The 13,673-nt window shown below is 33.1% G+C and carries 9 protein-coding genes; 7 read left to right on the top strand and 2 right to left on the bottom strand.

The features are described from left to right. Positions 1–103: 103 nt before the first annotated feature. From recA to KO509_RS00460, 7 genes are all read left to right on the top strand, one after another. Positions 104–1,144, top strand: coding sequence for a recombinase RecA (gene recA, locus KO509_RS00490; protein ID WP_215971323.1), 1,041 nt, complete (start codon positions 104–106; stop codon positions 1,142–1,144). Between the two features lie 167 nt (positions 1,145–1,311). After that, positions 1,312–1,902, top strand: coding sequence for a hypothetical protein (locus KO509_RS00485; protein WP_215971322.1), 591 nt, complete (start codon positions 1,312–1,314; stop codon positions 1,900–1,902). A 33-nt stretch (positions 1,903–1,935) separates the two neighbouring features. Beyond that, positions 1,936–3,159 (top strand): AVAST type 1 anti-phage system MBL fold metallo-hydrolase Avs1a, encoded by a 1,224-nt coding sequence (gene avs1a / locus KO509_RS00480; RefSeq protein ID WP_215971321.1) that lies wholly within the window; start codon positions 1,936–1,938, stop codon positions 3,157–3,159. 5 nt (positions 3,160–3,164) lie between these two features. Next, positions 3,165–8,969 carry a serine protease gene (locus KO509_RS00475; RefSeq protein ID WP_215971320.1) on the top strand — a complete coding sequence of 1,935 codons (5,805 nt, stop codon included), beginning with the start codon at positions 3,165–3,167 and terminating at the stop codon, positions 8,967–8,969. An 18-nt stretch (positions 8,970–8,987) separates the two neighbouring features. Beyond that, positions 8,988–9,251, top strand: coding sequence for an AVAST type 1 anti-phage system protein Avs1c (avs1c, locus tag KO509_RS00470; RefSeq protein ID WP_215971319.1), 264 nt, complete (start codon positions 8,988–8,990; stop codon positions 9,249–9,251). Between the two features lie 39 nt (positions 9,252–9,290). Further along, positions 9,291–10,448 carry an ATP-binding protein gene (locus KO509_RS00465; protein WP_215971318.1) on the top strand — a complete coding sequence of 386 codons (1,158 nt, stop codon included), beginning with the start codon at positions 9,291–9,293 and terminating at the stop codon, positions 10,446–10,448. 126 nt (positions 10,449–10,574) lie between these two features. Next, on the top strand, positions 10,575–11,684 hold the full coding sequence (locus KO509_RS00460) for a hypothetical protein (protein WP_215971317.1): 1,110 nt from the start codon (positions 10,575–10,577) through the stop codon (positions 11,682–11,684). 151 nt (positions 11,685–11,835) lie between these two features. Here KO509_RS00460 and KO509_RS18240 read toward each other — a convergent pair whose 3' ends face one another. Next, complete coding sequence (locus tag KO509_RS18240; protein ID WP_215971316.1) at positions 11,836–12,414, bottom strand: DUF2971 domain-containing protein; 579 nt, start codon at positions 12,412–12,414, stop codon at positions 11,836–11,838. A gap of 16 nt (positions 12,415–12,430) precedes the next feature. Next, entirely contained in the window at positions 12,431–13,513 is a 1,083-nt protein-coding gene (locus KO509_RS00450) for a hypothetical protein (protein ID WP_215971315.1), read from the bottom strand. Positions 13,514–13,673 lie beyond the last annotated feature (160 nt).

The raw sequence follows: 13,673 nt of genomic DNA, 5'->3' as shown, positions 1-13,673 counted from the left end.
TAATTTAAGTAAAATAAATTATAAAAAAACTTGATACTGTACGACCATACAGTATACTTGCTCTATCAAAACGACGTACCAGACGTTATTAGTGGAGTAAATTATGAAAGACGATAAAGAAAAAGCATTAGCAGCAGCCCTAGGCCAAATCGAAAGACAATTTGGTAAAGGTTCAATAATGAAGCTTGGCGACAATACTACAATGGATGTAGAAACTATTTCAACTGGTTCGTTAGGTCTAGATATTGCCCTAGGCGCCGGTGGTTTACCTATGGGAAGAGTTGTTGAAGTTTATGGTCCAGAATCAAGTGGTAAAACAACATTAACTTTAGAGGTTATTGCTGAAGCGCAGCGTAATAATAAAGTTTGTGCTTTTATTGATGCTGAGCATGCACTTGACCCTATTTATGCTGAGAAGCTTGGTGTTAACATTGATGAATTACTTATTTCACAACCTGATACCGGTGAGCAAGCACTTGAAATTGTTGATATGTTAACTCGCTCTGGTGCTATCGACGTTATTGTAGTTGACTCTGTAGCTGCTCTTACACCTAAAGCTGAGATTGAAGGTGACATGGGTGATTCACATATGGGATTACAAGCGCGTATGTTATCGCAAGCTATGCGTAAGTTAACGGGTAATTTGAAAAAATCTAATACTATGCTTATCTTCATTAACCAAATTCGTATGAAAATTGGTGTTATGTTCGGTAGCCCTGAAACAACTACTGGTGGTAATGCACTTAAATTTTATGCCTCGGTTCGATTAGATATACGCCGTATTGGTGCGGTTAAAAATGGTGATGAAATTATTGGTAATGAAACGCGTGTCAAAGTTGTAAAAAATAAAATTGCTCCACCTTTTAAACAAGCTGAATTCCAAATACTGTATGGTTTAGGTATTAACAGCTTAGGTGAATTAATTGATTTAGGTGTTAAAAACGGTTTTGTTGAAAAGGCTGGCGCTTGGTATAGCTGTAATGGTGAGCGTATTGGACAAGGTAAAGCAAACGCCGCTAAGTATCTTGAAGAAAACCCAGAAATGGCGAAAGATGTTGATGCTAAATTAAGAGAGCTATTTCTGAGTAAGAATATTGATGCCAAGAAAGTTGAACCGGAAGGCTTAGACATAGTAGAAGAGTAATACTATTATGTAACCTCAATCTAGTTTGAGTGAATTTATCTATAAAACCTTTGCTACTTTAGCAAAGGTTTTTTTTATTTAATATAATTGTATATAGACAGTATTAATAGGTCAGTTACTTGGGTTCAAGGTAAGAAAAGAGAAAATAACGTAAATTAAGACACATTATGAAAGAGATTGAATTACCTATAACCCAGACAGTATCAGCGACTATCCAATTTACGAAAGAAGGGATAATTGATAAAGATATAGGCTTTATCATAAATACTGAAATACAAGAGAGTATGCGTGTTGCCAGAAACAATGGCGGTAAAATTCTTTATGCTACAACATCTATTGAGCAAGAGTTAGAAAGCTTTCTTATGACTTATTTTATGGGGCCATTCAATGAACCTGATGCACGTAGGCATTTATTTGAAAATGAACTTTTAAAATCAACAATTATGTCTTTTTCAAGTAAGAAGTCTTTGTTCATTAAAATTCTTAACTCAAAGAGGTTCATCAAGGGAAGTGAGAAAGAGCAATTAACTAAACAATTAAATACTATCATGAATTGGCGCAACGCTTTTGCACATGGCAAAGTCCAGCATGATACTGAAAAGGGCTGTAGCCTGAAATACTATTCGGGCAATCAAAAAGAGCAAATACTTGATGATAAGTATTGGGATACTGTTTTAAGTGTTTTTGAAAGCTGTAAAAAATTATTAACTAAATCAAGAGATAATATGCAGCGTAAGCTATACCCTGATTCGTTTTAAACTAGACAATCCATATGTTCCAATGGTGAATAAATGACAAACATTCCTAAAGTTAATAGCTTAAGCATTACTATGTTTCCTGCGTCCTATGGTGACAGCTTTTGGGTTTCAGTAGAAGAAGATAGCTTAGATATTTTGATCGATACAGGGTTTAAAGGTACTTATGAAGATCATATCAAATCAAAATTAACTGAACTCAAGACAAAGAATAAATCTTTAGATTTTTTAATTGTTACTCATATAGATTCAGATCATATATCGGGGTCATTGTCCTTGTTAGAAGCTAATGAATTATCTAAAAAAATTAATATTAAAAACATTTGGCACAATAGTTACCGACATATTCAAAATAGTCCCACTAATGAAAACAAACTGTCGTTAAAGGATCAAAGGATACTCCAGCAAATAAATATTAATGGATATAAAAATGATGAAACCATTGTTCAAAACCACAATAAAGATATCAGTGGTAAACAAGGTTCATCTTTAGCTTCTCTTATTTTTAAAGGTGGTTATGACTGGAATGCACAATTCAACCATGACGCAGTTTGTGTCGAGAATGGTACAGATATAGAGCTTTCAAAAAATGTGAAATTAATTCTTCTTTCTCCAGATAAACCTAAACTGCAAAAGCTAATGATATTCTGGAAAAAGGAGTTAAGGAAGCTAGGAGTTAGTAGTTCTGCACTGGATAATCAATTTTTCGATGATGCATTTGAGTTTTTAGTTTCTCATGAAAAACCGATAAAAAAGAACATAAACAAAAATATATCTAGTAAAGGAATCAATATAGAAAAGTTGATGGCTGAGGTTTTTGAAGAAGATGATAGCCCTACAAACGGTAGTTCAATTTCGTTTGTCTTGGAGTATGGAAATAAAAAACTTCTTTTTTTGGGGGATTCACACCCATCAATAATAGAACGAGCGTTAAAAAATAAATATCAACAAGAACAATTATGGTTTGATGCAATTAAAGTAGCTCACCATGGCTCACATAAAAATACCAGTCCGAGCTTATTAAGCCTTATAGATTCAGATACATACTTTATTTCAACTAACAGCTATAAGTTTGGCCACCCTGATTTAGCTACTATTGCTAGAATTGTAGGCCGAAAAACAAGTGTTAATCGAAAGGTGATTTTCAATTATGAAACGGATACATCTAATTATTTTGATAACGAAAAATTAAAAGAAACATACAATTACAGCGTGTATATTTCAGGTGCAGACGAAGCATTTACTTTTATAAAGGACTAATTAAAGTGCAAAATTATTTAGAAAAGTATGTAGGTAGAATTTATTGTAATGACGATGTAGGTACAGCTTTTCTTGTTTCAAACAAAGAGCTTTTGACAGCATATCATACAGTCGAAAATGTAGAAGAAAATACTACTGTAATTTTCGTTGAGCTAGATGAAATATCTAGTGAGCCATTAGAAGTCAGATTAAAGGACTTCGATGAAAGCCTTGATATAGCCATTTTAGAGTTAATACAACCGTTAGATATAGAGTACTTTTTAAAACTATCCAATCAAGTCATTAGAAATAATTCTACCTGGAGTACTTTTGGTTTTCCTGGAGGAAAATTGAATGCAGGCGCTAAACTGGATGGAATAGTTGCTAGATCGAATGTGAATATTGAAAGATCGAATTATGAGTTAGATTTGGAATATAACCAGAGTAATGAATGCATAGAGGGTCTATCGGGTGCCCCTTTGATGGTTAGTGATACAACCATTGGTGTAATTACAAAAGAACTAGATGGTACGTTAGGCGCTATAAGTGTATGCAAAATAGCTACGTTACTAGATAAAAATTATATTACATATGAATCTCAAGAAGAAAGTTTGGGAGATGAGAGTGGTTTTGAATTAAATACCCCTGTTGTAGATAAGTTAACAAATAAGATCACCTCTTTAGATTCAGGTTACCTCTTTCTCAAGGGGCATCCTGGGTCTGGTAAAACGACTATTGTTGAGTCGGTAGGTTATGCTAAAAGTGACATTGTAGTTCTTGGAAAGTATTTTCTGCTTGAAAAAGGTAAGGAAAACCTTCTTTCGTTAAGAATGAATCACTTAAAGTTCTTAGAATGGTTAGAGGATAGAGTTGTTGCGGATTTGTATAACGCTATCCCGCAGAAATCAGAGAGAGATATTAATCAATGGATTACAACAATATTAGATTTATTACAAAAGTTGTCAGAAAAATATGCGGCAAAACAAACTAAATGCGTTATTTTTGTTGATGGCATAGATGAGCTTTTCAAATCAAATAAAATAGAAGAGTTTTTTTCTGCTTTACCAGTTACTTTACCTAAAAATATTATTTTCGTAATTGTCGGTCAAAATGAAAGCAGCCTTCCTCCTAAGCATATAATTCAAGATGATAAAAAAATAATATTAGTAACTCCATTACCTGTAAATACATGCTTAAGACTTATCAATAAAGAACTACCTGAACTAGCATTTGAACTTCGTAATAAAATGGGGAAATGCTCAGAATACCATCCACTCTATCTTCGATATTTAATTGAGTACGTTAGAACCAATATGCCAGTCGATGGAGAACAAGAAATCAATAAATGGCTGGATAGGTTACCTCAAGTTAGCGGTGAGATTGAGGTCTATTATGAAAGCCTCTGGCAAGATATTGTAAAGAAAGACGAATTGCTTTATCTAATATCATTAATCACCCGTTTTAGGGAATGCATATCACATAAATCGCTTATTGAAACGGTTCCAGCGAGTATGAGAATATCTTTAGATAAAAACCTTGATTTAATTAGTCATTTTTTAACAAATAAAGAAAACATCTTTGCATATCATGCTTCACTTATAACCTTTGTAAATAAGAAAACAAAGGCTCTTGAAGAAGATTTTCAATCACAAATATCCCTTTTTTGTAAAAAACATATTGATATCTCCTATTCTCAAAGGAATATACTTCATCACCTTTTGAGAGCAACAATTGAAATCAGAAACGAAACCATAGATTTTTGTAATCAAGACTGGGCCGATAATTGCTCGCACAACTTTGTTGAGCCAGGTTTGATTCTTGCAGACCTAAAAGATGCACTTTCTTTTTATTTGCAAACAGGCTGTTTTATATCTGTGACTAAATTGCTTTTACTTTCACAACGGATCAAGTTTCGATATAACAATGTATTTGCCTTGAATGCAATGGAGTTAGCTGAATACTTAATTGCTTTGAAAAAGCCTAAAGAAGCACTTCATCATTTATTCCGTGAATCTATGCCGTTAGTTTCAACAGAAGACCTTATTTATATTCAGTACAAACTAATTATGGAAAATAACTTTGAAGAAGCTGAATTTATTCATTCGGCTATACATAGTTATTTCATGAGCGAATATGAAAAAGGCTCAATTGCATATGAGGATATGCTAAATTTCTTTACATCAGCTTCTATAAATAATTGTTTGTTGTCAAGCACACCAACTAAAAGTTCTTTAAAGGTAATACAATTACTTCATAAATTTTTAACTAGCTCATCAGAAGGAAGTGAGGAAGAACAAGAGCAGAAGCATAAAATACTCCTTTATATTCTGGGACATAATACTGCCTTGTTATTACTTCATCATAATATTTATACGCCAATAGAAGAGTTGGAAAGAAGAGAAATACCTATTGATAATTCTATTACCATGACTCTAATACAGGCGTATAACCATGTAGATCATTTCTCTGATATTTCAGGAATCCAAGTGGATCTTGGTGATATTGTTAAAGATATAGAATACGGTTTAACAAAATATAAACCAGATGAAGAAGATTCTCCCATGATTGTAAGGTTATTGGATGGGGTATCAATCAAATATGACATATTGGAAGGGTTAATTAGTGGGGCTACTTTTAAGGAAATACCTGATTTTAGAGAAAGTAATGGAGTTGACCTAAATCATAACTGGCTTGGCAGTGTACTATCAAACTCTAAATATAAAGGTTTTTTAGATGAACATTACTCGCCCCCTGATTTGGAATTATTCACCGAAACAGAATGGGAAAAGTCGTTAGAAAGTATTGTTTCTTATATTGGTTACCTTTTAGGTTCCGCTTGGAAACTAAAAGTTACTTCCCAAGAATCAGAACAATTGTCTGTAGACATGTTAGAAAAGGTTTTACCTATTCTTAAGTTTGACTTACTAACACGTTCACAATTTGAACGTTCATACATGTTAGTAGAGGAGGCTCTTCCTTTTATTTATAATTCTATCTTAGAATTTTTCTCTTTATATTCAAAACAAAATTTAAGTAAGTATTTAGATTTTATCTATGAACATTCAGATAAACAGTTAGGTGTATATTCTGAAGGTTTTAGAGAAACTATTCACACAATAGCAAAGAACTTGCTCCCCCAAATAGAGCACAAAAAACATATATTCCAGTTACTAAAGAAACTTGAAGACCACGTTTTATTAGGTATTCAAAATCGTTGGGATAGATGTCAAGAATTAGTCTTATTAGCTACGCATTATAGAGCATTAGGTAGTAGTCGCGCTGACGGATGTTTTCAAGAGTTACTAAATTCTTCGATGGGGCCATCATGGTATAAAGAAGATCAGTTAGGATTAATTAATTCTTCTTTAAGTATGCTTAAGCGCCATAACGCTTCATGGTCTCCAAAAGAACTGGCTCCTATTTTAGACTTTGCCGCAGGTGAAATGACTTTCCAGCGTTATATACGGATGGAAAAGGAAGAATTCATTGGTTCTTTATGTTCATCAGGAAAGTTATCTACAGCTATAAAATACTTTCAAAATGAGACCATTCCTCTTGAGCCTAAATTAATTTTGCATAGGGCTGAATCAAATCAAATTGATAGTTTATATAAAGGAGCAAGTTACGATACTGGAGTAAGAAAAATTGATGAACAAAGTGGAATATTAAACATATTAGAAAATACAAAGGGCATACAACTTAGCTTGCAATGGGCTATTAGTGAACTATTCCTTATTGGAGATGATAGGTATATCAGTCGCTTCTCTGAAATTTTTGCCAACACTATTAATAATAGCAACACAATACAATCAAATTTCTACATGAATAGAATTATTCGAATTTTGATTTCTGATATGGAGTTCGCTATAAGAAATCAATTTATTAGTGGGCTTAATAAGCATCTTGAACAGCGTCATTTTGATGAGTTGATAATACAGATCCATAAGAACAAAATTGATGTGGAAGTTCCAACAATACCTGAATCTACTCCTACAGAAGTTGAACATGAAGATGTGACTCTCGTTGACAGGGGAGAAGATGACATTGGTAATTCAATTTACCTACCAGGAACTTTTGGAACATCCCAAGGGTTAAAAGAGTTTGATATTCACTATGGGCTTGCCAAAGAAGCTTCAGATATCGAGGACGAAAAAACAAGTAAGCAAGAATTACTATTATCTTTAAGAGCGATACAGGATTCAGGGTGGGGTGTTTGGTCGAGAAACCTTGGTCAAAATGATCAAGCATTTGCAGAGCTATCTAAATTATGCGATGAAAATGAATTATTAGAAATATTAACGCCTCTTATTATCGATGAACCACATGCAACTGACTGGTTAATAGTAGATAAATTAATTTCAAAGTTTAGCAATGTATTGTCTCCTGAAAAGGTTGAACAGTTACATGAGAGTATTATTGAACATATAAAAATTATGGTATCCCCACCAAACCATATTGTTGAGGATTTTGAGTGGATGGACTTTGAAAATTCAAAAACTATCTTTAATGATCAAGAATTAATGGGCTTTTTACTTAATTTCATCGATCACCCATCTCCAGCCATATATTCGAGAGCACCTAGCATAATTAAATCTATTTCGAGGTTTGAACCAGATATTTATCTACCTATTTTAGCTGAGCACTCATTAACAGGTATACAAGCACTATCACCTGAGATTGCAGTTGGAATAATCTACTCATTAGCGATAGAAGATGTTAGCCAAATCAAATCTCATGTAAATATACAGTCATTATTTAGCAGAATTGAGAGCTGTAAACATTTAGTCATAAAGCATACGTGGTCTCTTATAGTCGCATGTATTAACAATCTTGATAGTTCTTTGTTGGAAGAGGATGTATCACTAGATAACGCAATTTTTAATAGTAAACCAGTAGATATAAATGGGAAAATTGAAAACGAAATAGATATTAGCAGCTTAGGTGATTCACTAACTTATATCTTATCTAGATTAACAAAAATTGGAGTATGGAAGGATTCAGATCTTATTTCGCTAAGTAAGCTATTGGTTCAAAACTCTCCATGCTTAGGGTTCGATGAAATCGTCAGAATCAATGACAAAATTCATAAAGGGTATAACTTAGGAAAAAATAGAAAATTTATAAATGACCAGTTAATGCCCATAATAAATCAGATTATTCAACATAGAGTTACAGAAGAAAATATTAATTCTGTTATCTCTGCATTAAGGCAGTTTAACCCCAATTTTCCAGATGAAAGCATACAGAGTTATAGTCAGAATGGCTTAAATGAAAAAATAATTAAGTTTCTTTCTAGTTCTTCACAAAACCCCATGGATTTCCTTAAGGAGGGTGATAATGAATACTTACATTATTTTGAAGTGGTTGTGCCTCATGATAGTAGCCCTAAGATGATTGAAATATCAGTTCTCTTAAGTAATTCAAAAGTTAGTCTTGAACCTTCAGAGTTTCAAGCTAATCAACACCCTTTTGTTAAAGATATTCATGAGCTTAACAAAAGAAAAAATGAATGTTTCTTGTTTAATTGTGCTCCAGGAATTAATTATACAGGAGGAAGAGTAACACCTTCATTTATTAACTTGGGAGTTCAAGGTTTTGCAGGTAAAGTCAAACTTAATGACATTAGTGAGAGTCATTGGATTGAAGGACGTAGTTGGGATTCAGAACAATTGGGAAGACCTATTCGAGAGGGGAATCGATTGATGATGACAAGTGAAAAATTGGATCTATTATCTCAAAAAGGTTGGGAAATATTTTGGCGTGTAGAATACAATTTTACGACACAATTTTTCATTAACCGTAAAACCCTAGAAGTATCGATGATTAATTAGGAAGTAGAAATGAGTAAAATGACAGACATGAAGACACCTAGAAATAGATTGGAATTTGAGCGTAATTTCAACTTACTTAAAGAACAAGGGTATCAAGGGAAAATGCACTTTATGCAGGGTACATCACATGTGATGGATAGTTTAAACAAAGTAAAAATGCTTCCAAACGGGAGAATTGATCTTTTAACCATTAACGAAAGTGCCAGACTTCAAGCAAATATGATGAACAATTTTCATGACATGATAAATGTTGAATCTTCATCTGAAGATGAAACAAAATAATTAATTGTAATCATAAAGCTCATAGATATATGGATGAAAATGAAAGAACTCATTGAACAACTGCTGTCGGAAAATAGAGAAGGACAGTGGTGGGATTTTAAACAGCAACATCATTCTAATCTAGTAGATCTTCTCCATGATATTTTATGCATGGCTAACGTGCTTTGTGATAGTGATCGTTACTTAATTTTTGGTGTAAATGATAATTGTGAGGTTATTGGTTTAGCGGGGAGCGTGTATCGCCCAACACAAGCAGATATCATTAGTTACCTTCAGACAAAAAGTTTTGCCAAAAATAATATACCAACAATAGAGCTTAAGACCATTAAAGTTAAAGCCTTAGAGTTAGATATTCTTGTGATAAAAAATGAAAGGTTTAAGCCATATTTTTTAACGCGTGATGAAAATAAAAAAGGCAGATGTGTTCGCTCTGGAACTGTTTATTCTAGAGTGGAAGATACTAATACGCCAAAGGATAGTAGTGCCAACCCGTATGAAATTGAAGCTATGTGGCGTGAACAATTTGGATTAGATAAAAAAGCTTCTGAACGGTTTGTAGATTTATTGCTAGATTTTGAAAACTGGAAATATGACGGAATAAACGGAGCTTTTTACGACATAGATCCAGATTATACTATCGAGATTGGAGATGGTGAATCATCAGGTGGAAAATTTTGGTGGCAAGAAATTTTATTTGAAAAACCTAGTAAGTATTATTATCACCTAAAATACAAAAAAGTAGAGTTGCACAAAATACCAGTAATACGCTTTAACAGTGAGAATTTATGTATTCCCTTTCCAAGTATTGAGTTCTTAACATACCCAGAAAAAGATGATGGTTGTATTACCAATTGCTATTGTGACTTATTTTATTATACAAAAGGTACTGTAGAATATAGCCTATTCAAACATATAAGAGCATTGGAAATTGAAACACCTAACGAAAGGTCTTTCTCTACTCCTATTGAAAGTCAAATAAAGCCACCAATTATTCACTTACCATTCTTAATTTTGGATTCAGAGCAATCATTAACGCACGTATGCAAAAAACTAAAAAATGATTTTGATTCATTTATTAAAGAGAATGATGAAATGATTTCTGACGCGATGACCAAAAATAAAACAATTAATCGTCACACATCTGAAAGGCTTTTTTCAGAATGGGCTTATTGGGTTAATTACGGTGAACGTATTTAACTTGTTGTAGCTCAATGTTGAACTGACGCTTTTAAATATCAGAGCTTCACCAAATCTAACCAGAAGTAATAAGCACATTACTTCCGAGTAATAAATATTAAAATAAATTAAATATAGGGAAATTAAATGAACAACTCAGCAGTATTATCAAATTGGAGTATAGACGCATTTGATTGTCTATCAAGCAAACTCTATAAAAAGCTATCTGTAGAGTTAGTCTCTAGAGTAGAGACTTTTATTTCTTCAGTAATCTTATTTGATGAAGTGGTTTTGTCCGAAAATTACAAAAAAAATCGAATCGTAAAGGAGTTAAATCGAAGACACTCAGGAACTATTCGATTTATTGATAAGGAAGAATTATTTCACTCTACAGATATGACGGATCATATTTCTATAGATGCAGATCTACACGCTTTGGCTTTTGAAGAGTTATCAAAAGAAAATAAGATTTGGCAAATACAACACGATCCAGGTATTGGCTTAGATATTATTAAAAGTGCTGAGACAGATCAAACTAGTAAGGAATTGTTGGAGTCAAACTTCTTAACTCAACTTAGAATGTGGCATTGGTGCTATACTAACGAGATGGCAGAACTAACAGACAGTGTGAATATGTTGCCACTTTCGTTAAACTCTGTTTCTGAATTTGCTCTACAAAAGAAAGATAAAAGGGATGCTGTTTTAAAAAACTACTTTGATTATGCGACCCAGCATAACCAAAGGTTTGTAAGATTATCAGAATCTATATCTACTCCTTTTATATCTGAAATTAAATATATTCCACCTTTTATGTCATTGCTATTGAGCCGATGTAAATCAAGTGAGGATATGGTTGGAAAGCTTGCTGATATGCGGGAGGAGTTTAAAGAGTTTAGAACGTTACGCCATAAATTTACAAATAAAGTGCAAATATCCAAAAATATTGGTGAGCAAGAAGAAATTGTTGCAGATTGGAATAGAGCTTGGGAAGCGCTAACTGCTGGAGAGTTTAAGAAGCCTAACTTGCTTAGAAGAAAAATCACATCAACAGACATATCTAGTTCTCTTGTATCTGTTGAGACAGGTGGTTTAAAAACTTTTATCAAACAAGCAATTGATTATCATCAATACAAGAAAGCCCATAAACAATTTCAAGTTTTTTCAAATTTAGGTGAGCATATTAATAATATTAATCAAAACCAGGTGTTATTGGGAAAAGCGTTTGGGGTAGAAAGCATAGTTCCAATAGGCTTTTAAGTTGTAGTGGCTCAGACTTGATCTGACAGTTACCCGTTTTTAGGGTGTCAGTTCAGGTTTAAACTACAACTAATTATTGAGATTCGTCTCATTATCTATCAGAACACAATATTTAAAACGCAATCATGAATCGCTTGACCAATCAAAGAAATTAAAACTTACGCTCTAGTTCTAACTCTTCTTTAAATATGACATTAGGGCAAAATGCTAAGATTAGTTTTTTATAAAAGTCTTTATCTTTAGCTCTACGGCCAAATATGACCTCTTTTATTTCTAATTCTACAAATTTTGAATATTGAACAAATACCCTGTGTTCCTCTTCATAATCCCATATTTCAAGCTTATGTGACAGAACCCTTTTGGCTGCTTCCGCAGGCTCATTTTCGAGCTTATTTGTTAAAGCGCTTAATCCGTCATACATTACCTTTTCTATTTCATATTTATTTGGGCAGACTTCAACTCCAATACAAATCCCAGTATGACCTCCAGCATAATGCGCCCACATTAAGTCATTATTAGCGATTTCTGAAAGAGAACAAATTCCATAACTTGACTTCTCACCCTTCAATGCTGACTTAAATTCTGGATTTAAACTGCCGGACCGATGAAAATAATGTCCTTCCATAGGATCGTTCATTTCAGTGTAATGAGCTGCATAAAGCCTCTGATTCATAAATATGTCTATTAAAAATCTCAAATTTTCCAAATTTCTATATTTGTATAAAATCACTCTAAATCCTTATAAATTATGATGTAGCTTTACTATCAACACCTAATAATTTTTCGTGTTTTTTAATCAGTCTTGCTCTATATTCATGCGACCATTCTTCAGAATCATACATTCTTTCGTGGCTATGATTCTGGTTCATTGTCATCTCAGAAATAAATTGAATGTCCTTTTTGTCTATGTGACCTTCAAAGTGAGTGAGTTCTTCCGAATTTTGCACATCAATTGAACCACGTAAAATCTCGTTGAATACCTTGTCATTGCTGGCATATATACCTTCTTGTTGCGGTTCTCTTTCTGTCCACATTCTGAAATACCTATTTAGGGTATAAAGATCCCAAGTCATATTAAACAAGCTTTTCAATTTTCTTTCAGGTGAATCGTTTAGCTTAACCTTCATCATCCTTCTAAGTGGCTTATCACCAAAATATATAATCGCGAACACGATTACTACCAATGAAAGTCTAAACTCTTTTATCATCCATTCTATTAGTTTCTTCAGCTTGGACTTTTTATTAAGAGCATCTATTAGGGATGTATTTGTGATGTAAAGAATCATTAAATACATCGAGTCCCATTCAATCAATCTACGATACTTAGTTAGCCCTTTCTGGACTTTCTCATGCTCAACATTGTGCCCCTCAGAGGGCGTGAATTTTTCAATGAATCCTAGTGAATACTGAGCTAAAAGCTCATTACTTGTATTGTTTATTCTTTGAAATAATTCTAGATCGGTAGTTAACTCATCAAGGAGTGCCTGATCATTACTATAATTTAATTTTTCATAAACAGCATATGTCGGATCTAGCTCGATTTCTGCAATTTGGCAGAATGCAACTAGTGCTATAGCATCTTTAAACTCTTCTTTAGGTGAATTCTTTTTAATCGAATTTATAATAAACTGATAAATATTTACATCTAGGTAAACAGTGTAAATTACATTGTTGACGAGCTTGTTTTGCCGATAGTTAGCGAAATTATATACATCAGTATTATCTACTTTTGGAAAGTTATGTACGAGCCAGTTTCTCTTTACTAGCCTTTCTACAAGTTCCTCAAGGTATTTCGGGTAAGCAAATGCCATATCCATATTTTCTTGCATTAAGTTGTCCTTGATTTAAAACAAAATTTTACAGAATTAATAAGAGAGTAACTTGTAAGAGAGGAAGAGTCTATTGAAGAGAGGGAGTTCCCTTGCATTAAAGTGAGAGGCTATTTATCTTATATTGATCACTACTCAAAAGAGGTAATATTTTGAATTA

It is taken from the genome of Colwellia sp. C2M11 (assembly GCF_018860915.1).
In the GTDB taxonomy this organism is placed as follows: Bacteria; Pseudomonadota; Gammaproteobacteria; order Enterobacterales; family Alteromonadaceae; genus Colwellia.
Note: the sequence above shows the minus strand (reverse complement) of the source record. Positions and strands in the feature narration are given on the sequence as shown.